The organism is Blochmannia endosymbiont of Polyrhachis (Hedomyrma) turneri, assembly GCF_000973505.1.
Classification (GTDB): domain Bacteria; phylum Pseudomonadota; class Gammaproteobacteria; order Enterobacterales; family Enterobacteriaceae; genus Blochmanniella.
This window is the reverse complement of the sequence record NZ_CP010048.1, coordinates 604,027-629,679: the sequence shown is the minus strand read 5'-3', so window position 1 is coordinate 629,679 and position 25,653 is coordinate 604,027. Positions and strand designations below refer to the sequence as shown.

The window sequence follows — 25,653 nt, the reverse complement described above, 5'->3', positions numbered from 1 at the left end:
AATTATCAAATAAACAGAAAATTAATAATTTTGTATGAAATTTGAAGATTTTGTTATTTTATATTTTCCTTAACTAAGTAGTTTATTTTTTTGGTTTAGTGATTAAATGTCACATATATTATAGTATAATTATAAAATATAATATTTTTACATAATATATAAAATATTTTGTATTAATATAAATATTAATCATAATAAATAATAACTGTTATGTATATTACTAAATATTTGTGTGATTTTATAGCGTTATTTTTTTGATGATTAGTTAAAATGATTATATTGTTTTAGCGAAATATGATAACATGTATTTTGTGTGGATTTAATTTATATGAAATTACCCGTGTATTTTGACTATGCAGCTACCACGCCGGTGGATAAAAGAGTTGCAAGAAAAATGAGTAAATATCTTACATTGGATGGAGTGTTTGGTAATGCGTCTTCTCGTTTTCATTATTATGGTTGGCAAGCGGAAGAGGCTGTAGATGTTGCTCGCAATCAAGTTGCTTCGTTGGTAGGTGCTAATTCTGATGAAATAATTTTTACTTCAGGTGCTACTGAATCGATTAATTTAGCAATTAAAGGTATTGTTTATCGTTATTGTGGGAAAAAAGGGCGTCATATTATTACAAGTGCTACTGAACATCAGGCAGTATTGAGTACATGTTCTTATCTTGAATCTCAAGGATTTGAGATTACTCGGGTTACCCCGAAAAAAAATGGGTTAATTTCTATTAAACAAATTGTTGATGTTATTCGAAATGATACAATATTATTATCAATAATGCATGTTAACAACGAAATTGGTGTTATTCAAGATATAGTTTCTTTTGGTAATTTGTGCCATTCGAATGGTATATTTTTTCACGTTGATGCTAGTCAAAGTGTTGGAAAGTTATGTATTAATTTGTCAGATGCGCCTATAGATTTGATGTCGTTTAGTGCTCATAAGTTATATGGTCCAAAAGGTATTGGCGCGTTGTATATTTGTAGTAATTCAAATATTGATCTTGAATCTCAAATTCATGGTGGTGGTCATGAGCGGGGTGTACGTTCTGGTACTTTGCCAGTTCATCAAATTGTTGGTATGGGTGAGGCGTGTAATATTGCTCAACAAGAAATGATAACTGAAATGCCATTTTTATGGAAATTATATTATCGTTTATTAGAAGGGTTGAAAGGTATTGAAGGAGTTTCTTTTAATGGAGATTTAGAAAATAATGTAAAAACAATATTAAATGTAACGTTTGATAATATAAATAGTGAAATGTTTTTAATGGCGTTAAAGGATATTGCTGTTTCATCTAAATCTGCTTGTGTTTCTTCTAATTTTAAATCATCACATGTATTACGTGCTTTGGGTCTTAGTCAAGAATTAGCATTGAATTCAATACGTTTATCTTTTGGACGGTATACAACTGAAGAGGAAATTGATTTTCTTGTACGTCAAATGTCTTTCCTGATTAAGACTATATGTTTGTTGTGTCATAATTAGTTAAATTATTATCGAGTCAAATGTAATTTTGGATATGATTTTTTGATTTATTTGTTTTTTTATTAATTTTTTATAAATAGGTTGTTTTGTTTATGAGTTATAGTGTTTCCGGTTTATTTAGTAAATTTTTTATTTTTTTAAAATTTAGGATATTGTGTTTTATTTTCAATAAATTTAGAAAGAGTATTATATTATGGCTAAAGAACGTACTATGTCGATTATAAAGCCTGATGCAATTTGTAAAAATTTAATTGGTGCTGTGATTAATCGTTTAGAGATTTCTGGTTTTAATATTGTTGCCATTAAAATGTTGCAATTAACAAGAAATCAAGCTGAAGAATTTTATTTAGAACATAAAGATAAATTTTTTTTTAGAAGTTTAATTGATTTTATTATTTCTGGTCCTGTTATATTACAGGTTTTAGAAGGTGAAGATGTTATTCGTCGTAACCGTGAAATTATGGGATCCACTCATCCTGCTAATGCTTTATGTGGTACTATTCGTTCAGATTATGCTGATAGTTGTGTTGAAAACATAGTACATGGTTCTGATTCTGTAGAGTCTGCAATACGTGAAATTTCTTATTTTTTTACTGAAGAAGAAATTTATACTCGTGTGTGTATATCTTAAAAGGATAACAGTATTTATATGTATAAATGTTTGTTTAGGTGTGTTTAGTGTATTTTCACGTTTATTAGTGTAGTGTATGATTTGTAAGGTTGTATATAGATGTTGTTGAAGTATATTGTGAAATATATACTTAGAATTTTTAATTAAATCATTATTTATTATTTTTTTGCATATTAAAATATTTCAGAGTGTCATAATATCATGACCGATTCAGTAGGTTGTTCGATTACTATTAGTAATAAGAATAAAATTAATTTATTGAATATGAATCGTCAGCAGTTGCGTGTTTTTTTTTCTTCATTGGGTGAAGAGTCGTTTCGTGCTGATCAGGTTATGAAGTGGATTTATCATGATTATTGTGACAATTTTGATGGTATGACTGATATTAAAAAGAATTTGCGTGAGAAGTTAAAATTGCATTCAGAAATTCGTACACCTATAATGGTTAATCGTCAATATTCTCGTGATGGGACTATAAAATGTTGTTTTAAAATTGATCATCAACAAATTGAAACAGTATATATTCCTAAAAATATGAGAGCTACTTTATGTATTTCTTCGCAAGTAGGTTGTGCTTTAAAATGTGATTTTTGTTCTACTGGTAGACAAGGTTTTAGTCGAAATTTACATGTTTTTGAAATTATTGGTCAAGTATGGAGTATTGCTAGGATGATTAATGTTAATCATATTTTTGGCCCTCCTATTAGCAATATAGTGATTATGGGTATGGGTGAGCCTTTATTAAATCTAAATAATATAGTTATAGCAATACAAATTATGTTAGATAATTTTGGATTTGGATTATCAAAACGTAAAATTACTCTTTCTACTTCTGGTGTTGTACCTGCTATAAAAAAATTAGCTGATATGATGATTGATATATCATTAGCGATTTCTTTACATGCGCCTAATGATTTTATTCGAAGTAGGATTATGCCCATTAATAGAAAATGGAATATTTGTGATTTGATTGATTCTATAAAATATTATGTGTCTAAATCAACAGTGAGTCGTAATCGTGGTGTAACTATAGAATACATAATGTTAGATCATGTAAATGATTATGTGAATTGTGCGTATCAATTAGTACAGTGTTTACAAAATTTGCCTTGTAAAATCAATTTAATTCCTTGTAATGTTATTCCAGATTCATTATATCGTTGCAGTTCGCAAGATCGAATTTGTCGATTTTTAAAGATTTTATCAAAATATGGATTATTAGCTACAGTACGTGAAACTAGAGGTGACGATATTAATGCTGCATGTGGTCAATTAGTTGGAGTGGTTATTAAAAAAAGACAATATTTTTAGTTTTAAAGATAATTAGGTATATAATTCATGATATCATAATATTTGAAATATTATGTATATGCGGCATCGGATGATTATAATAAAGATGTATCTTTTATTTTAGTGGTTATGTGTTATTGTAATTAGTATATTGTTATATTTTTATTGGATAATTTGAGATATGTAGTTAGTTGTATATAAATTTGATACATGGATATTAATAAAAATTATAATTTTAGTGATAATGGGCAACAGATATCAATATTTGTTTCGATAGGTGAGCGTTTGCGTCAAGCGCGTAAAGCTGTAGGTTTAACTCAAGAAAGTGTAGCTGATTGTTTATGTTTAAAATTATCTATTATAAAAAATATTGAAGATGGTTGTTATAATATACACAAATTGAAAATTGCGTCGATTTTTTTATATGGCTATATTCGTTCTTATGCACGTTTAGTACATATTGATGATATAGAAACAGATTTTTTGAATCAGCGATTTGATGAAATGTCTTGTGCTGTGAATACAAGTAAAAAATTTCGTGTGTTAGATTTATATAGACAATATAGAATATTGGTTGTATTTGGTTTTGTTTGTTGTGTATTGTTTGTATTTTGTATTTTTATGGTGAAATGGTATTCACAAAATGGATTTTCGCAAACTAATTATTTTGGTATAGCTAATTTAAGATCCATACAGTCTTTTGTTATTTCTGAATATAATCAGCCATATTTAACACAGCAATTTGCAAGAAGTTTTTCATTGGATAAAAATTGTCATATTTCATTCATAAGCAGTTTATATTGTATTGATAATATTGCGAGTCCATTATCATGGTTTTTTTGTGATTTTAAAAATATCAAGAGTTTTTCTCTCGGTATAGACAGTTATAGTACAAAATATAATGTCATGAATGATATTAATAATGTCACATATAGTAATAGTTTATATAAACATATTTTAGTTTTAAGTTTTACATCTGAGTGTTGGGTAGAGGTTGTTGATGCTAATGATAAAATATTATTTGTAGGTACAAAGTATTCTGGTGATGTTATAAATTTAGAAGGTCAGATTCCTTATAGATTGGTTATTGGGTCACCTAGATCAATTAGTATACGATATCAAGGTAATTTTGTGAACTTGGATGAGTTTGTTCATCCGCATAGAGTTACGCGATTAACAATACCTATGTAGTACTTATAGTAAAGAATGTGTTTTATTGTTTTCTTTTGAAAAGAGGTAAGAAGGTGTGTAATGTTTTAAATGTTATTCATTAAATGTTTAATGTGTATTTATGTGTGGTGTTTATATATTTTAATTTGATTATCTTAATATGGATGGTTATTAACCTTGCTATATAGATGTTGGGCTGTAATTAAATAAATGTGTGATTCAAAAGAGGTTATTTTGATTTGTGTAAGTAGTGATGTTTGAATGTGAGTTTTTTGAATATTTTCAATATATTAAAAAGTATATATATGTTTTATGAAATATCAGTAGTTATTTTAATTATTGGAATTTTAATTTATTGAATGTTGATTTTAATTGTTGTGGTTTATCTTTTTTATAATTGGTGATATTAAATTGAATTTATTATAGATTGTATATGTGTATTTATTTTTTTAATCTGCGTTCATGAGAATATTGTTTTGCTAGCGTAATTTAGGAAAAGATATGAATGATATGTTATAAAAGTATTGTTATAATTTAGTATGAAATATTTATATATTCTATATAAATTTAATTTTGATTATTCTAAGGTTAGTATTAAAAATTTAGATTCATTGTTAATAGTTAAGTTGATTGGTTATTTTTGTATATTTTTTGTGAAAAAATTATTTGATATTTTGTGTATTATTAAAGCTGGTGTTTTTGTTTTTTTTAATGGCATGATAAGGTTAATTGTGTTGACAATATTTTATTATTGAATGAATGTATTGTTGTTGTGAGTTGTGTATTATTAAGAATATAGATTTTATTTGAAGGGGTGAAATAATTTATTGGTGATATTTTTTTAAGTATTCCATGTATTAAAAAATAGATAATAGTTTTGTTATTTGTTGATATGCATATGTAGATCATTTGTCATGGTGCGTGAGAAGAGTAAATGCAGGATACAAATGTTAAATAAAATTATTTTTTTATAATGTTTTTATTATTACTTGAGTGATTGTATAGAGTGTGTAAAAATTGATATTTTTATATAGTGTATGTTTGTAATGCAAGTAATTTATGTGAGTACAGCGTATATAAAAATAAAAAACAACATAAAATAATTTTTTGTGTGTAGTTAATTTTTAAAGTGTATTTAATTTTAAATATATTCGTGGTTAATCGGTGGCATTAAAAATAGTAACCACATTATATTAATGTGATGATTGAGTTACATTAATGTATTATTATTAACATTAATAGTTATTGTTATGACTTTAAAGTATATTCAAGCTATTCGTGGTATGCATGATGTTTTTCCTCAAGATGCGGCCTTATATCGTTATTTAGAGACGGTTCTTATCGATATGCTTGTTAGATATGGCTATAATGAAATACGTACCCCAGTTGTTGAATCAACACATTTATTTAAGCGTGCTATTGGTACGGTAACTGATGTAGTAGAGAAAGAGATGTATTCTTTTAATGATCGTAATGGAGAAAGCGTGACGTTACGTCCGGAAGGAACGGCCGGTTGTGTGCGTGCTTGTATTGAACATGGTTTATTTTATAATAATAGGTATCAAGAGCAACGTTTATGGTATATTGGTCCAATGTTTCGGCGTGAACGTCCTCAGAGGGGTAGGTATCGTCAATTCCAGCAGTTAAGTGTTGAAATGTTTGGTAATTATGGACCTGGTGTTGATGCAGAATTGATTATGATGACTGCTCGTTTTTGGAAACTTTTGGGAATTAGTAAATATTTGTCATTAGAATTGAATTCTATTGGTTCGTTGGACTCTAGAAGGTTATATTGTAATGATTTGTCAAATTTTTTATTGCAATACATAGATATTTTAGATGAAAGTGCTCGCCGGCGTTTGCATTCTAATCCAATTAGAATTTTAGATACCAAGAATAAAAATATTCAAAAATTATTGTATAATGCTCCTATATTAACAGAATACTTAGATTCTGAGTCTCGTGTTCATTTTAGTCATTTATGTGAGTTATTAGATGCAGGAGGGGTTTCATATATTATAAATCCCCGTTTAATTCGTGGTTTAGATTATTATAATCGAACTGTGTTTGAATGGATTAGTAATATTAGTTGTTTAGGTGCTCAAAATACTGTTTGTGCTGGTGGTCGATATGATACTTTGGTGCGTAATTTAGGTGGTTATTCTACTCCTGCAATAGGTTGTTCTGTAGGTTTAGATCGTTTGTTTTTATTAATTAGTGCAATTAATTCTAAATTGTGTAGAAATATATTTCCAAATATAATAGATATATATATTGCTATTTCTCACATGTCTGATTATAAGCGTGCTATATTACTATCAGAGCGTATTCGTGATATATTGCCTACTATACGATTGTACATTAGTTATAGAATTGTAAATTTAAAAAAACAGTTTAGAAAAGCATATGCATATGGTGCCCGTGTTGCTTTAGTGGTAGGCAGCAATAAAATGTTAAAGGATCATGTTATATTAAAAGATTTTCGGTTTGGTAAGCAAGAAGAACTAGTGCAAAATTTGTTAATTGATAAGTTGTTATCTATTTTTGAGAGTAATTGATAATATTCTTAGTCGAGTTAAGGTAATATTTTATTATTGGTTGCGTTTTGTTGATTGTGTTTAGTTAGATATTATTTTGATGTGATTTAACTCATTGATAAATTTTTTGAAATGATTTGATTATTTATGTGATGTGTTTTAATTGTCTATATGTTTAAATTTAATATTATTAATATGGCCTTTGAATGATATATATATGCAATAAAGATTATATATACAATTTGGGTACAATTGATATGCTATGAAATTTTTTTATTGGTTGTTTTGTATATTTTTAATAATTCGATATATGATATTTTATAATAATTATGGATATGCTTTTTTAAAGCATGATGGTTTATTTTTTCCGAATACGTTGTTTTTTCAGCATAAAATTAATAGTAGTGATCGGTCATTATTGAAATTGTTGTGGACGAATCAAATTGGTTGCGGAGCATGTGATTATTATTTAAATAGCAATCCTGTTGTTCAGGATGATGGAGCTTATATTTTTATAGCTGATCGTCATGGTGTTGTAAAAAAATTGAATATTGAGAGTGGTGTGTGTATTTGGTCAAAAAAATTATTTGATTTATATTTTAATTATTGGCTGGTTAGTCGTCATGGGGGGTTAATATCTACTGATATCGCTGTTGATAAAAGGCATTGTTACGTTGGTAGTGAATCATCTAAAGTATATGCTTTAGATATAAATACTGGTAATATTTGCTGGATTGCGCGAGTTTCTGGAGAGGTGATTTCTACCCCTGTTGTTAGTCAAGGTTTTGTTATAGTATATACCAATAACGGTGTACTTCATGCTTTGGATGCTCGAAACGGTATTATCAAATGGAAGGTGGATTTAGATATTCCTTCCGGTTTAAGTTTTTTGGTTACATTATTACCTGTTGTTTCTTCAGATATTGTAGTGATTGGGGATACTACTGGTGTGGTTAGTGCATGTGAAATTACTAGCGGACAATTAATTTGGCAAAGAAAAATTTCTAATGTGAAGAAAGGTATTACAGATATTGACCGATTATCGGATATTGTAGCACCAATTGTAATGAATGGTGTGGTATATGCTGTTGCTTATAATGGTAATATCGTAGCTTTAGATATTGTATCTGGTGATTTGATATGGTCACGAGATATAGGTTCATTGGTTAATATTATAATGGAAAATGGTGTTATTTATTTGGTGGATCAATATTCTTGTATATTGGCGATTGATTCTAGTAATGGTAATGTGATATGGAAGAAGAAATTTGGGGTGTCTTGTCAATTAAATTCGATAGTATCTTATAAAGATCATATTTTGTTTGGTGACCAACACGGTTATGTATATTGGTTATTTAAAAAGGATGGTTCATTGTTTAGAAGGGAAAAAGTTGGTATGAGTATTTTTAGTACACCAATAATTGTTTTTGACAAATTAGTTGTTTATGAAAAAAATGGAAAAGTTTCTGTCTTTAAATTTAATAAATTTTAATTAATCGATAGGTAAAATTGTTTGGGTGTTATAATATTGTATTATAATTTATCATAATATTAATTATAAAGTTGGTTGTAATTAATCGTGCTTCCTGTGATTGCTTTGATTGGTCGTAAAAATGTTGGAAAGTCGATGTTATTTAATCGTTTAACATTGACTAATGATGCATTAGTAGGTGTTAACAATTTAGGATTAACTCGTGATCGGAGATATGGTTTTTGCAGATGGAGAGAATATCAATCAATTATTATTGATACTGGTGGAATTGAGATAGCTCATCACGGTATAGAGGTTGCAGTGCTAAATCAAGCAAGATCTGCAATTTCAGAAGCTGATCTTATATTATTTGTTGTTGATGCTCAAATTGGTTTATTACCTTCCGATTATGATATCATGAAGTTTTTATACAAGTTTCAAAAATCAGTATTTATTGTTGTTAACAAAGTTGATGGTATTGCTTTAAAAAATCCGCAAGCGGAGTTTTCTTTTTTTGGAATTAAAACAATAATTTCAGTATCTGCTTCTCATGGATTTGGGGTTTATTATTTACTAGAGAAAGTTTTTTTTTATTTCCAATGGGAAAAATTGTTAGTAAGAAGTGACAGTTGTTGTAATTATGATTTAAAATCGAAGATATGTTTACAGAATTCATTATCATCGTTTGATAAAAAGAATGTGGATGTAATCATGTTAGCGGTTGTGGGATCACCTAATGTTGGAAAATCAACTTTTATTAATTTTATTTTAGGTGAAGATCGTGTAGTTGTGTGTAATTCACCAGGAACTACTCGTGATAATGTTTATGCATCGATCATATATAATGGTTATAGATATATTTTAATTGATACAGCAGGAATTCGTAAAAAAACTAGAGTGAGGTCTTTGACAGAATCGCTTTCTATAGTGAGGACTTTAAAAGTTATTCAAACTGTCACTGTGGTTTTGTTATTAATTGATGCCTCTTGTGGAATTTCTAATAATGATTTATCATTATTGAATAATATTTTACGTAGTGGAAGGTCTGTAGTGGTTGGAGTTAATAAATGGGATCTTATATCCCCGGATCTTCAAGATAAATTTAAAAGAATGTGTAATGTTCGTATGAATTTTGTTCGCTTTGTTAATGTAAATTTTATTTCTTCATTATGTGGTACAGGTATACCTTGTTTGTTTGAATCCATCATTCAAACGTATTACTCTTCTGTAAGGTCAGTTAGTACTGAATTTTTGACACGAACTGTACATATGGCGGTAAATAAATGCCATCCTCCCCGTGTGTATGGTAAGGAAGTAAAATTAAAATATGCTCATATGGGTGGTACTTTACCGCCAGTTGTAATTGTTTATGGTAACCATGTTACTGGTTTACCTGATAATTACAGGCGTTATTTATCCAATTTTTTTTCACGTTCACTGAAAATATTTGGTTCTTATCTTGATATTCGTTTTCGAGAAAGTAAATAATGTTTGTCTTTTTATAATAATCAGGAAATTTTGTTATAAGTGGTATTGTAACGATTATTGTTTGTGTTGTTTATATGTTTATATTATATAGTTAAATATGTTGAAATTTTCGTGAGATAAATTAGGTTTGTGTATTTTTTACTTCTTTTTTTGTTATCAATGCTATTTGTTATGTTTTTAATGTTTAGAAATTTTAAGTTATGTATTATTATATTTTAATATCATAAATTAATGTTAATTATTGATATATATGTTAATTATTTTATAATTTGTTAATTATCAGTATTGTATTGGTGTATATTGTTTTTAGGTATGATGGTAATGTTTTTTAGTTGCAGTGTCTTACAGATATAATTTCGAATTTTGTTAATTAGCGGGATATTACCATTTAGTGTATGATTATATGACGGTATAATATCATTAATAGTGTTTGTCCATGATGTGCTATTTATGTGTTCTTTAAACATTATATGTAAAATTTCTAATATAATGCATGCTGTTGTAGAAGCTCCTGGTGATGCTCCAAGTAATGCTGAAAGTGTACCGGTAGATGAACTGACTATTTCTGTTCCGAATTGTAAAATTCCTCTGTTGTTGTTATTTTTTTTAATTATTTGAACACGTTGTCCAGCATTTAGTAATGTCCAATCATTTATTTTTGCATTTGGATAATATTGAAGTAATTGATTGAATTTTTTTTCTTGTGGCATTTTTAATTGTTGTATAAGATACTTTATTAATTGAAAGTTATTTATTCCGACTTCTAATATTGGTAATAGGTTATGATAAGTTAGTGAACGTATAATGTCTGATTGTGATCCGTGTTTAAGAAATTTCCCGCTGAATGTAGCGAATGGACCAAATAATAAAATTCTTTGTCCGTCTATAATACGTGTGTCTATGTGTGGTACCGACATTGGAGGTGTATTTATTGGTGATTGTCCATATATTTTTGCTGAGTGTTTGTTGGTGATCTTGGGATTGTTAGTGAATAAAAATTGGCCACCAACTGGGAATCCTGCATAACCGTTTATTTCTTGTATTCCAGTACTTTGTAATAATGGTAAAGATTGTCCACCTGCACCTACAAAAACATATCTCGCAAGAATATTTTTGTTTTGTTGATTGTGATCGGTTATATTTACCAGCCAGGTGTGATTTTTATTTTGTCGTATTTTGTTTACATTATGTTTTAAATATATATAAAAGTTAGGGTAAGTTTTTAGTGTTGTTATCAATTGCTGAGTTATCTCTCCGAAGTTAATGTCTGTTCCTGTTTCTATATGAGTAGCAGCAATTTTTTGATATGGGTCTCGTCCTTCCATCAGGAGTGGAGCCCATTCATGAATTTTTTTTGGATCTTCCGAGTAATTTATTCCATAAAATAATGTGTTGTTTTGTAAAGCATGAAATCGTTTTCGTAAAAATTTGATGTTATTTTCTCCCCATACGAAGCTCATATGTGATATATTATTAATAAAACTATGAGGGTTGTTAAGGAATTGATTTTTTACTAAATATGCCCAAAATTGACGTGAAATTTCAAATGCTTCGTTAATTTGAATTGCTTTTGAAATATCTATTATCCCATTCTCATTTTGTTTGGTATAATTTAGTTCACAAAAAGCTGCATGTCCAGTTCCAGCATTATTCCAAGCATTTGAGCTTTCTTGTCCTACTTTTTTTAGTCGTTCATACATATGAATATTCCAACTTGGCTCTAAAATTTTTATAACAGTTGCTAAGCTGGCACTCATAATTCCAGCCCCGATTAACACAATATCTATTGGTGTTGTTTGGTAGTGTGTTTTTTTATTGTTGTTTTTTTTATATGGTGTCAAGTATTTCATTATGTTTTTATGTTAGTATGTTGTATATTAGTTTATGATGTTATAATTGTACTTTTAGATATTAAGTCATCTAAGTTGTTTTGTTTTTAATGTTATTAGTGATATGTGATGATATTTTTTTGAACAGTTATTGTATTAACTATATATAATTATAATTATAACTATAATTATAATATTTTTTGTTTTGACTGTGAATAAAATTGTTATTTTAAGGCATATTTTTTTGACTTAACTAATTAATATATGTATGTTATATTTATGTATTTTATATTATTAATATACAGTATGTTATAATATAAAATTTATTTGTAATTTATAATAAAGTATATTATTATTGACCTTTCGACAAATTTTTCAATTTAATGTTAAGAATACTAATGCTTGAAATGCTATCATGTTATGTATTACTAAAGAAGCTTTAACTTTTGATGATGTGTTGCTTCTTCCGTCATATTCTACAATGTTACCGGCTGCTGTTGATGTTAGTACTCAGTTGACTAAGGACATTAAGTTAAATATTCCTATTATATCTGCTGCTATGGATACAGTGACTGAGTCAAGTTTAGCAATTGCTTTAGCACAAGAAGGCGGGATTGGTTTTATACATAAAAATATGTCTATAGAAAATCAAGTAGCTGAGGTTGTTCGTGTCAAGCGATATGAAAGCGGTATGGTAACTAATCCTCAATGTGTTGCGCCTGACACAACGTTATTAGAAGTAAAAAAGCTTACCCAGCGTAATGGTTTTGGTGGTTATCCGGTCGTTATTAGCGTTACTAATGAATTAGTTGGTATTATTACAAGTCGTGATATACGTTTTATAACTGATTTGACTGCACCTGTTTCATCGGTTATGACACCAAAAGATCGTTTGGTAACTGTTAGAGAAGGTGAAGCATATGATGTGGTATTGATGAAAATGCATAACAAAAGAGTTGAAAAAGCATTGGTGGTAGATGATTATTTTCATTTATTAGGTATGATTACGGTAAAGGATTTTGAGAAGGCAGAACAAAAGCCATCTGCTTGCAAAGATGAGTATGGCCGTTTGAGGGTTGGTGCTGCAGTTGGTGTTGGTTTTAATACTAATGATCGTGTTCAGGCGTTAGTAAATTCTGGTATAGATGTTTTGTTATTTGATAGTTCGCATGGTCATTCGTCGGCTGTGTTACAAAGTATTTGGGATGTTCGTTCAATGTTTCCGAAGTTACCAATTATTGGTGGTAATGTGGTTACTAGTGAGGGTGCACAAGCTTTAGTTAAGGCTGGTGTTAACGCTGTGAAAGTAGGGTTAGGTCCTGGTTCCATTTGTACTACTCGTATTGTTACTGGTGTTGGTGTTCCCCAAATTACTGCAATTTCTGACGTAGTAGATAGTTTAAAAGAGGCTGATATTCCAGTAATTGCAGATGGTGGTATTCGTTTTTCTGGTGATATTGCAAAGGCTATAGGGGCAGGTGCTTCTTGTGTAATGGTTGGTTCATTATTAGCTGGTACAGAAGAATCTCCTGGAGAGATAGAATTTTATCAAGGTCGTTCGTTTAAAAGTTATCGAGGTATGGGTTCTATAGGTGCAATGGTGCATGGTTCTTCTGATCGATATTTTCAAGTTAATGATGGTAATAAATTGATACCTGAGGGTATTGAAGGTCGTGTACCTTATAAAGGCCGATTAAAAGATGTTGTTCATCAGTTAATAGGAGGTGTACGTTCTTGTATGGGTTTGACTGGGTGTCATACTATTTATGATTTGCGGTATAAGAGTAAATTTGTTCGAATTAGTCATGCTGGTATGCGGGAAAGTCATGTTCATGATGTAAATATTACAAAGGAATCTCCTAATTATCGTTTAGGTTAGGATGTAACAGGTTCGTTATATTAGTGTAATTAAGTTAAATTGATCAGTATAAATCGAATTGTTTTTTGTGTTTTTTATAATTAATATTTTAATTATTGGTGAATTTTATTAATAAGAGTGTTATAAAAGATTTTAGTGTTTGTAAAAGTCGCATTTTAATTTTAGATTTTTGTTCTCAATATACTCAGCTAATAGCCAGGAGGGTTCGGGAATTAGGAGTGTATTGTGAGGTTTTTTTTTGTTGGAATTTAACAGAACATGCAGTTCGACAATTTACTCCGTCGGGTATTATCCTTTCTGGCAGTCCTATGAGTGTTTATGCAAAGAATGTTATTAACAACATTGTACCTGAATATATTTTTAAGTTCAATGTTCCTATTTTAGGAATATGTTATGGTATGCATGTTTTAGTGGCTCATTTTGGTGGTGTAGTTCGTAAGAGTATATCTAAACGAGAGTTTGGTTATTCTCAATTAGAGGTTGTTGTTAATAGTGTTTTAGTGCAAGGGATTTATGATAGTGTAAATGTTGATGGTCGAGGTGTATTAGATGTATGGATGAGTCATGCTGATACAGTTATTTCTATACCGGATGGATTTGTTGTTATTGCTGTTACAAAAAGTTGTGATATTGCTATTATAGCAAATGAAAAACAGCGTTTGTATGGTTTGCAGTTTCATCCAGAAGTCACTCATACCCGAAAGGGGAAACACATTTTAAAACGTTTTATTTTTCAAATTTGTTCTTGCCAGTCGTTGTGGAATTCGAAAAATATTATTAATTATTTGATTACCGATATTAGAAATACAGTACGATCTGAAAGTGTATTACTTGCATTTTCTGGAGGTATTGATTCTCTTGTTACAGCATTATTATTGCGTCGTGCTATTGGTGATAGTAAATTGATCTGTTATTTTGTTGATACTGGACTTTTGCGTTATAATGATTGCACGCATATAAAAAGATTAATGCAGGAATATTCGTTAAATATTATTTATATATCAGCAGCGAATCGTTTTTTTGATGCACTTGTAGGGATCAGCAATTCTGAGGAAAAACGTAAAGTTATTGGTCGAGTTTTTATAGAGGTTTTTGAAGGTGAAAGAAAAAAATTAGCTAATAATAATGTAAAGTGGTTAGCTCAAGGTACTATATACCCTGATATAATTGAGTCTGGTATTTCTTCTAGTGTTGTTGCTAATGAGAAATTTTTTATTAAGTCTCATCATAATGTTGGTGGATTACCGGATATAAAATCGATGGCTCTTTTAGAGCCTATTAAGCATTTATTTAAGGATGAAGTTAGAACATTAGGGAAAGAATTAGGTGTATCTTCTGATATTTTGTGTGATCATCCATTTCCAGGTCCTGGGTTAGGAATACGAATTTTAGGAGAGGTTAATAGGGAGCGTTGTGATTTATTGCGTTGTGCTGATTTAATTTTTATTGAAGAATTAAAAATGTCTAATTTATATACTAAAATTAGTCAAGCGTTTGTTGTGTTTTTACCAGTACGATCTGTAGGGGTAATGGGTGATGTACGTAAGTATGAATGGGTTGTTGCATTGCGCGCAGTGGAGACGGTTGATTTTATGACTGCTCGTTGGGCAGAGTTTCCTTATGATTTTTTGTGTAAGGTATCTACTAGAATAATTAATGAAGTTGATGGTATTTCTCGTGTTGTGTATGATATTTCAAATAAACCACCATCTACTATTGAATGGGAGTAGTTTTTGGAAGTATGTTATTTTTTATTTGGTAATGTTTTGTATTATTTTTTTTGTAATTTTTAATAATTTTTTAATATATTAAAATACATTATTTATTGAATATGTTGGTCTATAAAACCAAAATTTGAGGTTTGGTGTGTTTGAATATTTCAATATTTTTATTAATTTTAAGTATTGTAATATTAATTATTATATTATTATATTCATTAAATGTCGGTTTGTTAATTATTATATTATATAAATATTATATAATTGGATTATAGAATTATAGTGTTAGAAAAATTATTAATTTATTAATATTATTTTTTATTTTGTAATTTTTTTTTGTAGATTTTTTGGAGTATTTAGTGTATTTAAGTAATGTGAGATGATTCAATAGTATTTCATGAAATAGTATATATGTATTTTGTAATTTTTTTATAATTGATTATTTAAAATATTTATTAATTTATGTTTATTTCGAGCTATAGTTGAGGTAGTTAGTTGTGTATTTTTTTTATGAATTTTAGTTATTTACTTTCAATTTATTATATGAGTTGTATATTATGTATTTTTCTTGTTAAATACATAGAAAAGATAAATACATAAGAAAGATAATGGTCTTAGTAGTTATAATTAATTTAATAGTATTTTTTTAATTTTTATGTTATCAAATAATATTGTACCTATGTTCATTATGCGTAATTGGGTAGGAGAGTTGAAGTTAAATTTTGGATTACGTAATAATAGAAATACATTACTAAAACGTTGGCATCGTGGTCCTTTTATAATTCAAAAACCATTTTATTATGATGATAATGTACCTCATGTTTATTTATTACATCCACCTGGTGGTTTGGTTGCAGGAGATCAATTATATTTGGAGATTGATTTAGAAGAAAACAGTCACGTATTATTGACTATGCCTGGAGCTACTAAATTTTATCGTTCTGATGGTATGTATGTGTTTGTTCGTCAAAATTTTAATCTCAGTAAGGGAAGTGCATTAGAATGGTTACCGCAATGTAATATATTTTTTTCAAAATCTAAAGTAATTATAGAAAGTAATGTATGGGTAGCAGAAGGGGCTCGTTTCATTTTTTTTGAGAGTTTGTGTTTTTGTTGTGTACCGTTTCAAGAGGTATGTACAGGAAGGGTATTGAATATTTTTGTATCTGTTGTGTTAGAAAATGCTATTGGTTTACGTGAACGAATCAAAGTTAATTATTCTGATGAGTTTTTAAATAAGTTTTCTGGATATCAAGTTAGTGCGGTTTTGTATGCTTTACCAAGTGATATTCATGTATTAAATGATGTGCGTATTTTAATTAAAAAATATGGTATTGCAGCAGGAGGTGCTACACTATTAGATAAGTTACTTGTGGTGCGTTTATTAGATAATGAACATGAATGTGTACAAGCGTTTTTGCGTGTTTTGTGGTGTTTTTTGCGACCTAGTGTTGTTGGAAAACAACCAGTAGTCCCAAGAGTATGGTCAACATAAATATTATTTAAAAAAATAGGGGGGGTTGATTTTATAATGAAGTTATTACCTCGTGAACGGGATAAATTGTTAATATTTGTTGTCGCTTTATTAGCTGAACGTCGACGTGCCCGAGGTTTAAAATTAAATCATCCAGAGGCAGTTGCGCTTATTACTTTTACAATTTTGGAGGGGGCTCGTGATGGTCATTCTGTTGCAGAATTAATGAATTTGGGTTGTAGTGTTTTAACTAAAGATGATGTTATGGAAGGTGTTTCAGAAATGATTCCTAATGTGCAAGTAGAGGCTACTTTTTTGGATGGAACAAAGTTAGTGACAGTGCATAATCCAATAATTTAATTTAATGTGTAATTACCATTATATTTATGATTCCAGGTGAGTATCGTCTTATTTCAGGTGATGTAGAATTAAATACACATCGTTATTGTGTAGTGTTATGTGTTTTTAATTCAGCTGATCGCCCCATACAAGTAGGGTCGCATTTTCATTTTTATGAGGTAAATAAAGCTTTGAAATTTAATCGTTGTTCTGTATGGGGATATCGTTTAGATATTCCATCAGGCACGACGATACGTTTTGAACCGGGGCAATCAAGAACTGTACAGTTAGTTAATTATCTAGGTAAGCGTACAGTATATGGTTTTAATAAAATGGTTATGGGGAAATTGGATAATTTTATATGAGTATGTTATCACGTCGTGCATATGTTGATATGTTTGGACCAACCGTAGGGGATCGTGTTCGTTTATCTGATACTGATTTATGGATTAGTGTAGAAAAGGATTTTAGTTATTATGGAGAAGAAATGAAGTTTGGTTCCGGGAAAGTAATTCGTGATGGGATGGGTCAAGGACAGATGTGTTCTTCGGATTGTCTTGATTTAGTATTAACTAATGCTTTAATTATTGATTATTGGGGAATAGTTAAAGCTGACATTGGTATTAAGGATGGTAGAATTGTAGCTATTGGAAAATCCGGTAACCCAAATATTCAGCCGGGCGTTACAATGTATATTGGTCCAAGTACTGAAGTTATAGGAGCAGAAGGTAAGATTGTCACGGCTGGAGGTATTGATTCTCATGTTCATTTTATTTGTCCTCAGCAAATAGAGGAGGCAATTTGTTCGGGGGTCACCACTTTGATTGGAGGGGGGACGGGGCCAACTACTGGCACTAATGCTACCACTTGTACACCTGGTCCATGGTATTTATCACGTATGTTACAGTTATCTGATTCATTGCCTGTAAATATTGGTTTTTTGGGAAAAGGTAGTTCATCTTTACCTGCTGCATTGGAAGAACAAATAGTATCTGGAGCTATTGGGTTAAAAATACATGAAGACTGGGGTGCTACCCCCGCTGTCATTGATTGTGCTTTAAAGGTAGCAGATTCTTTTGATGTACAGATAGCCATTCACACAGATACTTTAAATGAATCGGGTTTTCTTGAAGATACCCTTCTGGTAATTGGTGATCGTACTATTCATGCTTATCATGCTGAAGGAGCTGGTGGAGGGCATTCTCCAGATATTATTCGAATATGTGGTAAAAGTAATGTTTTACCGTCGTCTACTACGCCTACTATGCCTTATACTGTTAATACAGTAGATGAACATTTAGATATGTTGATGGTTTGTCATCATTTAGATAGCAATTTACCTGAAGATATAGCGTTTTCAGAATCTAGAATTCGTAAAGAAACTATTGCTGCTGAAGATATTTTACATGATCTTGGGGCGTTTTCTATGATTTCTTCTGATTCTCAAGCGATGGGAAGAATAGGTGAAGTTATTTTACGTACTTGGCAAACAGCACATAAAATGAAATTACAACGTGGTGTGTTATTGGATAGAGCACAATCTAGTGATAATGATAATTTTCGTGTTAAAAGATATATTGCAAAATATACTATTAATCCTGCTATTACTCATGGTATTTCTCATGAAGTTGGTTCGATTGAAATTGGAAAATTAGCTGATTTAGTATTATGGTCACCGGCGTTTTTTGGTGTTAAACCTGATTTAGTTATTAAAGGGGGTGTAATTGTTGTATCGTTAATGGGTGATCCCAATGCTTCTATTCCAACTCCTGAGCCAGTTTATCATCGTTTAATGTTTGGTGTTTTAGGTGGTGTTCGTCAGGTCATACGTATGACGTTTATTTCGTCCATAGCGTATATTGAAAATTTGCATGAACGTTTAGGGTTATCTAGTTTAATTGGTGTGGCTCATAAATGTCGTAATGTAAAAAAAGATAATATGATTCATAATTTTTGGAAACCGTATATTAAAGTTGATTCTCAAACATATCGAGTGTATGCGAATGGAGAGTTGTTATTTTGTGAGCCGTCCACGGTGTTACCAATGTCTCAACGTTATTTTTTATTTTAGTTGTGATATCTTTGTGTTATCATCATATTTTGATTTGATTTATTAATTGAAATTAATTGGTAATATTTGCTTTGTTAAACAAAAGTTTCCAAATTTTACATTGGAACGCGGGGAAGTTTAAATAATTTTAAGCATTTATTAATTTAATTTGTTATGGAATTTTTTATTTTATTATGTAGTGGTTGTTGTTAGAGATGCCAATGTGTTATCAATTTAGTTGATGTGTTGTAAAAGTATGGTTTTAGTGTGTTTTTATTTTTTGTGAGTGTTTGATTTGTATTATGAGATTTTATGATTCAATAGTATATTAAAGATTGCTGTTATATATTTTTTGATTTATATACAAACTATATAAATAAAAAAATTATTGTCATGTTATATTTATACAAAATATGAATAAGAAGTTTTGTTTATTAGAAGATATAGATTTTTTTAATGTAAATATTTTATTGCGTTTCATGCAGTTGTTTAGTGTTCATGCCCCATTGGGAAATTTTAGTTATTCTCACGGTTTAGAATTAGCAGTAAGCCGTAATTGGGTATGTTCTGTAGCTGAGTTTATCGTGTGGCAGAAGGAATTAATGAATAGTCAGTTAGTGTATTTAGATTTACCGATACTTTATCGTTTTTATGATTGTATCATGTGTAATGATATTGATCGTTTTTGGTATTATTTAGAACAACTTTTATCTTTTCGTGAAACGTATGAATTACGGATGGAGGAACAGGATCGTGGAAAAGTGATTGTTCAGTTAATGTATAAGTTAGGGTTATCATTAGATAGTTGTTGGGAATTAATTTTAAAGAAAAGTATATTAGCAGGTATTGCTTGGATGGGATGTGTGTGGAAAATTCCCGTTAATATTTTATGTGTAGGTTATTCATATAGTTATATAGAGAATAATGTTATATCAGGGTTAAAATTGCTTCTTTTTGGTCAATTTGTAGCGCAGCAGCTAATAATGTATTTTTTGAAATTATTGCCGGAAATTTTAAGACAATCTGTTTTAATTACAGATAATGAATTGGGTAATAGTTTTCCATTTCAGGGGATTTCTTCGTCATGTCATGAAGTACAAGATTCTCGTTTGTTTCGTTCTTGAGGTTTATTTATACATATAGTGTTGGTGTAGTGTTTTATATATTAATGAATAATATTTATATATTAATGAATGATATATTACTGTATAATCAAAAATTTTGGTGGTGTTTATGAGTGAAAAACCATTTCGTGTTGGTGTTGGTGGTCCAGTAGGGACTGGTAAAACTGAGTTAATCGAAAAATTATGTAAAAAGATGCGTCATCAGTATCAATTGGCAGTCATTACTAATGATATTTATACTAAAGAAGATCAGCGTATTTTAATTAAATCTGGTGCTTTAAATAGTGATCGTATTATTGGTATAGAAACTGGTTGTTGTCCTCATACTGCTATTCGTGAGGATGCTTCAATGAATTTATTAGCTATTGAAGGGTTAATTAATAGGTTTAAAAATTTAGATATTATTTTTATTGAAAGTGGTGGTGATAATTTAAGTGCGATGTTTAGTCCAGAATTGGTAGATTTGAGTTTGTATGTTATTGATGTAGCGGGAGGAGATAAAATTCCGAGAAAGGGTGGTCCAGGTATTGCTCGTTCTGATTTTTTGGTAGTTAATAAGATGGATTTATCTTCATATGTAGGGGCTTCGTTAGTAGTGATGGAAACGGATATTACTCGTATACGTGCTCATGGTTCATGGGGGTTTACTAATTTAAAGACGGGGGTTGGTGTTGATGTAATTGTTGATTTTGTTGTGCAGAAGTTTTGTGATTTTATGAAATAAGTTTTTGTATATTATATTTGTTTTTATATTTGTTTTTCGTTTACATGAAAATACTTGGTTGTTACATGTTGTTAAATTGCGCAGTATGTTGAAACTTTTGACTGAGTGGTTTTGATTATTTTAATAGAGATTTGATATTATTAGCATTATGATGTATTCTAATTGATTTAAAAGATAATTTATTTAAAATTTATTACCATGACAGTAGTATGGTGTGTACTAAAAGTGATGATATTTTGAATTTATAATGAGGTATTTTATAAGATAATATATTTTGGTATGGTGCCAGTATATATTATAATAATAATCGTCTCACAGTTGTAGTGTTGTCTTATACCGAAGAGTAAATAGCATGAAAATTGTTGAGGTTAAGCATCCGTTGGTAAAACATAAACTTGGTTTGATGCGCGCGCAGGGTATTAGCACAAAGCGTTTTCGTGAGTTATCTGCAGAAATTGGAAGTTTGTTGACATATGTGGCAACGTCGGATTTAGAAATTGAAACTGTAACTATTAGAGGTTGGTGCGGCTTGGTTAATATTGAGCGTATTAAAGGTAAAAAAATTACTGTTGTTCCAATTTTACGAGCAGGATTGGGGATGATGGGTGGTGTTTTAGAAAATATGCCTAATGCACGAATTAGTATGGTAGGTATATATCGTGATGAAATTACTTTGAAAGCAATTCCTTATTTTCATAAGTTGGTTTCAAATATTAATGAACGCATGGCTATAATATTGGATCCTATGTTGGCTACTGGTGGATCAATGATTGCTGCTGTTGATTTATTGAAAAAAGCTGGTTGTCGGAGTATTAAAGTATTAGCATTAGTAGCAGCTCCTGAGGGTATTTTAGCTTTAGAGAATATGCATCCAGATGTTGAATTATATTTGGGAGCTATTGATCAGAGATTAAATGCTTCAGGTTATATTATTCCTGGTTTAGGGGATGCAGGTGACAAGATATTTGGTACTGAATAATTACATTAAGTGTGTGTTTTTTTATTTATTATATCATTATATCAATTATCTATTAGGTTAAAGTAAAATTGATTGTTATCTTATATTAAACATTAAATATTAAATTGTTATGGTTGTTTAGTTTAATATTAATAATAAAATTTTGTTATATGTAAGTGTTTGTTTTATTAGGTCATTAAAGTATGATGTGTGATCTTTATTTTGTTAATTTGTTATTATTTTTTGTTGTACAGGGATATGGTAATATTTTTTTGTGGATATAATATTAGTTAGTGTGGATATATTAGTGAGTTCATTAGATGAAATGTTTATTTGTTTTTAGATATTGTTAAAATTTTCAAAAAGTTTGTATTTTAGTAAAATTTCATTTTTTTCGTGTTTTTTGTTGTATAAAATATAATATAATTGTAATACAGATAATCTTTTTTATCATAAATTTTTTTTATTTTTTGGAATTATATTATTATATTTTTATTATATGTTTCTTTTATATATTGTTGCTGAAGTTTTAAGATAATATTTTTTGATATGTTTCATATGTTATAATAGATTGTTTGTTAGTGTATTGAAGAATGTTGTTGTAATGTTCGATATTTAATGTATTAAATGGAGTTTTGTTATATTTTCAATAATATAGTATCGTTCTTATTATAAGAACACGATGTTTATATTATTATTACATTATATATCGTGTGATAAGTATATATCTACATTAAAAAATATAATAGTTTATTATCGATAGTTGTATTTTGAGTGCATTAGTTTAAAAGTATATTTTAGTTAGCAAAGATTACTTCTATAATGTAATAGTGTTTTTATATTATTGGGTAATGGTGAATTGGATTTATATATAGGATATGTATTTTCATATAATAGCAGGAGGTGAATTGTTTTTATTATTGTCATTGATATTTTTTTATTGAAAGAGGAAAAAACGATAATGTTATCTGGGAGTATAGTAGCGTTAATTACTCCGATGGATGAGAGAGGTAATATCGATCGGATTAGTTTAAAAAAGTTAATTGATTATCATGTGTTTAGTGGTACTTCGGCGATTGTATCAGTAGGGACTACTGGTGAAATGTCTGGGCTGAGTCATACGGAACATGCTGATATGGTTATGTGGACATTGGATATCAGTGATGGACGGGTTCCTGTTATTGCAGGGACTGGTGCTAATTCGACATCTGAAGCAGTTTTGTTGACGCGACAATTTAATGGTACTGATATAGCAGCTTGTTTAAGTGTTGCACCTTATTATAATAGACCCACACAAGAAGGGTTATTTCAGCATTTTAAAGCAATTTCTGAATCTACTGATTTACCTCAAATTTTATATAATGTTCCAGTTAGAACTGGGTGTGATATATTGCCTGTCACTGTTTCTAGATTATCGGCAATAAAAAATATAGTAGGTATTAAAGAAGCAACTGGTGATTTAAGTCGTGTGAATCAATTGAAAGAGGTAGTAGATGATGATTTTTTATTATTTAGTGGAGATGATATTACTGCATTGGATTTTATGCAACTTGGGGGTCACGGAGTGATTTCAGTTACAGCTAATATAGTTCCACAAGAAATGGTGAACTTGTGTAAATTTGCGCTTACAGGAAATTTTTTGTCTGCTCGTTCTATTAATGCGCGCTTGATGCCTTTACATCGTGCTTTGTTTCTTGAGTCTAATCCCATACCGGTGAAATGGGCCGCATGGGCTGTTGGATTAATTAAATGTGCTACTTTACGTTTACCTCTTACATCTTTATCAGCGGATTATACGGATGTGTTAAAACAAATATTAATTAATCTTCGTTTATTATCATTATAATTATTTATGATTTAATAGGTAAAACATTATATTAGTTATTGGTTAATAGTTTTATAAACTTTATGAAATTAATTTTTATTTTTTTTATAGTATGTATTGTATCTTGTACTCGGACTATGCCTGATATATGTAGAATAAATGGAAATGAAGATTATTTGTATTCAGCTCCATTATCCAGCATTTGTGTACCTAATGGTATGATATTGCCACCCTCGAATCCTACTTACGAGGTAGGTAGTCCTTCTGGTGGTGTTATTTTTGATAAAAATTCTGTCAATGTTGGTAAGAAATTGGATATTTGTCCGCCTAATGTTGCGTATTAAAAAACTTTTTTATAAAAATAGAATAATAGTCAAGAATAATTCAAGAGGTGTATAATATAGATCATAGGTATATATCTGTAATTTATGATAATAAAACACGTTCTATAATATTTTTGTATATTTTACTTAATGTTTTTAGGTCGATAGTGTTTACGCATTCATTTATTTTATGCATTGTTTGATTTATGGTTCCTAATTCTATTATTTCTGCTCCAATTTTTTTTATAAATCGTCCATCTGATGTTCCACCACTGGTGTCTAATTTTGGTTTTATTTTTTGAAAGTGTTCGATACTTTTTATTGTAGCATGCATTAATTTTCCCGGATGGCTAAAGTAGGGTGTAGCCATAAGATACCAGTTGATATTGTATGTTAAATTATGTTTTTTCATAATGTTATTTACTTTATCTTGTATTTTGTGTGGTGTAGATATATTATTGAATCGAAAATTGCATTCAATGTCGATTTGACTAGGAATAATGTTACTGTGTATTCCTGAGCGGATACTGCTTATTTGCATGGTTGTTGCGGGGAAAATATTGTTTCCGTGATCCCATATAGTATTAATCAGTGTATTTAATCCTTGCGTAATAGCTATATGTATTGGATTTTTTGCCAAATTTGGGTAAGCTACGTGTCCTTGTATACCGTGAATTGTTATTTTAGCTGTTAATGATCCACGTCTACCATTTTTAATGGTATCACCTAATTGATTGCAGCTAGAAGGTTCTCCCAATAAACAGTAGTCTATTTTTTCGTGTCTATTGATTAATGTTTCTATAATTTTTTTTGTTCCGTATATAGCTTCTCCTTCTTCATCAGAAGTGATAAGAAATGATAATTTGCCTTGATGATTTGGATGTTGCGTGATAAAGCTCTCGGCTGCTATTATCATAGCAGCTAAAGATCCTTTCATATCTGTTGCACCCCGTCCGTATAATACATTATTATTTATTGTTCCTTCAAATGGCGGAAATGTCCAGTCATCAATGTTTCCGGGTGGGACTATATCAGTATGTCCAGCGAAAGTTAGAGTTGTTCCTGTTCCTCGAGATGCCCATAAGTTAGTTGTGTTTTTAAATGGCATAAGTTCTATATTAAATTTTAGTTTTTTTAGTTTTTTGATTATTAATTTTTGGCATCCTGCGTCATTTGGACTTAAAGATGGTATATTGATTAATTTTTGAGCTAGTTGTATTATTTTTTGCATATTTTATTGTAAAATCTTTTTTTATGTTTTATATGAAGTTTTGGTATTTTGTATATATGATGCAAAAATTTGTGGGAAAGTTGTTAGTTTGTACCTTATG

Annotated in this window: 20 protein-coding genes; 18 read left to right on the top strand and 2 right to left on the bottom strand. The window is 29.5% G+C overall.

The window, feature by feature from the left end:
* Positions 1-328 precede the first annotated feature (328 nt).
* From BTURN675_RS02645 to der, 7 genes are all read left to right on the top strand, one after another.
* Positions 329-1,492 (top strand): aminotransferase class V-fold PLP-dependent enzyme, encoded by a 1,164-nt coding sequence (locus BTURN675_RS02645; protein WP_046289137.1) that lies wholly within the window; start codon positions 329-331, stop codon positions 1,490-1,492.
* A 193-nt stretch (positions 1,493-1,685) separates the two neighbouring features.
* Positions 1,686-2,123, top strand: a complete 438-nt coding sequence (ndk, locus tag BTURN675_RS02640) for a nucleoside-diphosphate kinase (protein ID WP_046288983.1) — start codon at positions 1,686-1,688, stop codon at positions 2,121-2,123.
* A 201-nt stretch (positions 2,124-2,324) separates the two neighbouring features.
* Complete coding sequence (gene rlmN / locus BTURN675_RS02635) at positions 2,325-3,434, top strand: dual-specificity RNA methyltransferase RlmN (protein ID WP_046288982.1); 1,110 nt, start codon at positions 2,325-2,327, stop codon at positions 3,432-3,434.
* 189 nt (positions 3,435-3,623) lie between these two features.
* Entirely contained in the window at positions 3,624-4,604 is a 981-nt protein-coding gene (locus BTURN675_RS02630) for a RodZ domain-containing protein (RefSeq protein ID WP_046288981.1), read from the top strand.
* Between the two features lie 1,229 nt (positions 4,605-5,833).
* Entirely contained in the window at positions 5,834-7,141 is a 1,308-nt protein-coding gene (gene hisS / locus BTURN675_RS02620; RefSeq protein WP_046288979.1) for a histidine--tRNA ligase, read from the top strand.
* Between the two features lie 289 nt (positions 7,142-7,430).
* Positions 7,431-8,612, top strand: a complete 1,182-nt coding sequence (locus BTURN675_RS02615; RefSeq protein WP_158332956.1) for an outer membrane protein assembly factor BamB family protein — start codon at positions 7,431-7,433, stop codon at positions 8,610-8,612.
* Positions 8,613-8,699: 87 nt separating this feature from the next.
* The gene (der, locus tag BTURN675_RS02610) at positions 8,700-10,079 is read left to right on the top strand and encodes a ribosome biogenesis GTPase Der (protein WP_052722624.1); all 1,380 of its coding nucleotides are present in this window, start codon (positions 8,700-8,702) and stop codon (positions 10,077-10,079) included.
* A 272-nt stretch (positions 10,080-10,351) separates the two neighbouring features.
* On the opposite strand, the gene mqo is transcribed toward der, so the two are convergent.
* On the bottom strand, positions 10,352-11,929 hold the full coding sequence (gene mqo, locus BTURN675_RS02605; protein WP_052722623.1) for a malate dehydrogenase (quinone): 1,578 nt from the start codon (positions 11,927-11,929) through the stop codon (positions 10,352-10,354).
* 394 nt (positions 11,930-12,323) lie between these two features.
* Here mqo and guaB point away from each other — a divergent pair, with 394 nt between their 5' ends.
* The 11 genes from guaB (at position 12,324) to BTURN675_RS02550 (ending at position 24,343) form a co-directional block, all read left to right on the top strand.
* On the top strand, positions 12,324-13,787 hold the full coding sequence (gene guaB / locus BTURN675_RS02600; RefSeq protein WP_046288978.1) for an IMP dehydrogenase: 1,464 nt from the start codon (positions 12,324-12,326) through the stop codon (positions 13,785-13,787).
* A 98-nt stretch (positions 13,788-13,885) separates the two neighbouring features.
* Entirely contained in the window at positions 13,886-15,517 is a 1,632-nt protein-coding gene (guaA, locus tag BTURN675_RS02595) for a glutamine-hydrolyzing GMP synthase (protein WP_245592129.1), read from the top strand.
* 643 nt (positions 15,518-16,160) lie between these two features.
* Positions 16,161-17,000 (top strand): urease accessory protein UreD, encoded by an 840-nt coding sequence (locus BTURN675_RS02590; protein ID WP_046288977.1) that lies wholly within the window; start codon positions 16,161-16,163, stop codon positions 16,998-17,000.
* A gap of 36 nt (positions 17,001-17,036) precedes the next feature.
* The gene (locus BTURN675_RS02585; RefSeq protein ID WP_046288976.1) at positions 17,037-17,339 is read left to right on the top strand and encodes an urease subunit gamma; all 303 of its coding nucleotides are present in this window, start codon (positions 17,037-17,039) and stop codon (positions 17,337-17,339) included.
* A 26-nt stretch (positions 17,340-17,365) separates the two neighbouring features.
* A complete protein-coding gene (locus BTURN675_RS02580) occupies positions 17,366-17,683 on the top strand; it encodes an urease subunit beta (protein ID WP_046288975.1) in 318 nt (105 codons plus the stop codon).
* Entirely contained in the window at positions 17,680-19,389 is a 1,710-nt protein-coding gene (ureC, locus tag BTURN675_RS02575; RefSeq protein ID WP_046288974.1) for an urease subunit alpha, read from the top strand. Before BTURN675_RS02580 ends, ureC begins: the two co-directional genes overlap by 4 nt.
* Before the next feature lie 392 nt (positions 19,390-19,781).
* Positions 19,782-20,492, top strand: coding sequence for an urease accessory protein UreF (locus tag BTURN675_RS02570; RefSeq protein WP_046288973.1), 711 nt, complete (start codon positions 19,782-19,784; stop codon positions 20,490-20,492).
* Positions 20,493-20,601: 109 nt separating this feature from the next.
* Positions 20,602-21,216 (top strand): urease accessory protein UreG, encoded by a 615-nt coding sequence (ureG, locus tag BTURN675_RS02565; RefSeq protein WP_046288972.1) that lies wholly within the window; start codon positions 20,602-20,604, stop codon positions 21,214-21,216.
* A 352-nt stretch (positions 21,217-21,568) separates the two neighbouring features.
* The gene (upp, locus tag BTURN675_RS02560) at positions 21,569-22,195 is read left to right on the top strand and encodes a uracil phosphoribosyltransferase (RefSeq protein ID WP_046288971.1); all 627 of its coding nucleotides are present in this window, start codon (positions 21,569-21,571) and stop codon (positions 22,193-22,195) included.
* A 940-nt stretch (positions 22,196-23,135) separates the two neighbouring features.
* On the top strand, positions 23,136-24,020 hold the full coding sequence (gene dapA, locus BTURN675_RS02555) for a 4-hydroxy-tetrahydrodipicolinate synthase (RefSeq protein WP_046288970.1): 885 nt from the start codon (positions 23,136-23,138) through the stop codon (positions 24,018-24,020).
* A 62-nt stretch (positions 24,021-24,082) separates the two neighbouring features.
* Positions 24,083-24,343: an outer membrane protein assembly factor BamC gene (locus BTURN675_RS02550; protein WP_046288969.1), complete on the top strand. Its 261-nt coding sequence runs from the start codon at positions 24,083-24,085 to the stop codon at positions 24,341-24,343.
* Between the two features lie 82 nt (positions 24,344-24,425).
* Here BTURN675_RS02550 and dapE read toward each other — a convergent pair whose 3' ends face one another.
* On the bottom strand, positions 24,426-25,553 hold the full coding sequence (gene dapE, locus BTURN675_RS02545; protein WP_046288968.1) for a succinyl-diaminopimelate desuccinylase: 1,128 nt from the start codon (positions 25,551-25,553) through the stop codon (positions 24,426-24,428).
* Between the last annotated feature and the right edge of the window lie 100 nt (positions 25,554-25,653).

Excerpts from the sequence above, each read along its gene's own strand:
- dapA (WP_046288970.1), top strand. The coding sequence starts at position 23,136 with ATGTTATCTGGGAGTATAGTAGCGTTAATTACTCCGATGGATGAGAGA.
- BTURN675_RS02550 (WP_046288969.1), top strand. The coding sequence starts at position 24,083 with ATGAAATTAATTTTTATTTTTTTTATAGTATGTATTGTATCTTGTACT.
- BTURN675_RS02585 (WP_046288976.1), top strand. The coding sequence starts at position 17,037 with ATGAAGTTATTACCTCGTGAACGGGATAAATTGTTAATATTTGTTGTC.
- BTURN675_RS02590 (WP_046288977.1), top strand. The coding sequence starts at position 16,161 with ATGTTATCAAATAATATTGTACCTATGTTCATTATGCGTAATTGGGTA.
- BTURN675_RS02580 (WP_046288975.1), top strand. The coding sequence starts at position 17,366 with ATGATTCCAGGTGAGTATCGTCTTATTTCAGGTGATGTAGAATTAAAT.
- mqo (WP_052722623.1), bottom strand. The coding sequence starts at position 11,929 with ATGAAATACTTGACACCATATAAAAAAAACAACAATAAAAAAACACAC.
- hisS (WP_046288979.1), top strand. The coding sequence starts at position 5,834 with ATGACTTTAAAGTATATTCAAGCTATTCGTGGTATGCATGATGTTTTT.
- upp (WP_046288971.1), top strand. The coding sequence starts at position 21,569 with ATGAAAATTGTTGAGGTTAAGCATCCGTTGGTAAAACATAAACTTGGT.
- rlmN (WP_046288982.1), top strand. The coding sequence starts at position 2,325 with ATGACCGATTCAGTAGGTTGTTCGATTACTATTAGTAATAAGAATAAA.
- BTURN675_RS02570 (WP_046288973.1), top strand. The coding sequence starts at position 19,782 with ATGAATAAGAAGTTTTGTTTATTAGAAGATATAGATTTTTTTAATGTA.
- BTURN675_RS02615 (WP_158332956.1), top strand. The coding sequence starts at position 7,431 with ATGATATTTTATAATAATTATGGATATGCTTTTTTAAAGCATGATGGT.
- dapE (WP_046288968.1), bottom strand. The coding sequence starts at position 25,553 with ATGCAAAAAATAATACAACTAGCTCAAAAATTAATCAATATACCATCT.
- BTURN675_RS02645 (WP_046289137.1), top strand. The coding sequence starts at position 329 with ATGAAATTACCCGTGTATTTTGACTATGCAGCTACCACGCCGGTGGAT.
- ureG (WP_046288972.1), top strand. The coding sequence starts at position 20,602 with ATGAGTGAAAAACCATTTCGTGTTGGTGTTGGTGGTCCAGTAGGGACT.
- BTURN675_RS02630 (WP_046288981.1), top strand. The coding sequence starts at position 3,624 with ATGGATATTAATAAAAATTATAATTTTAGTGATAATGGGCAACAGATA.
- ndk (WP_046288983.1), top strand. The coding sequence starts at position 1,686 with ATGGCTAAAGAACGTACTATGTCGATTATAAAGCCTGATGCAATTTGT.
- guaB (WP_046288978.1), top strand. The coding sequence starts at position 12,324 with ATGTTATGTATTACTAAAGAAGCTTTAACTTTTGATGATGTGTTGCTT.
- ureC (WP_046288974.1), top strand. The coding sequence starts at position 17,680 with ATGAGTATGTTATCACGTCGTGCATATGTTGATATGTTTGGACCAACC.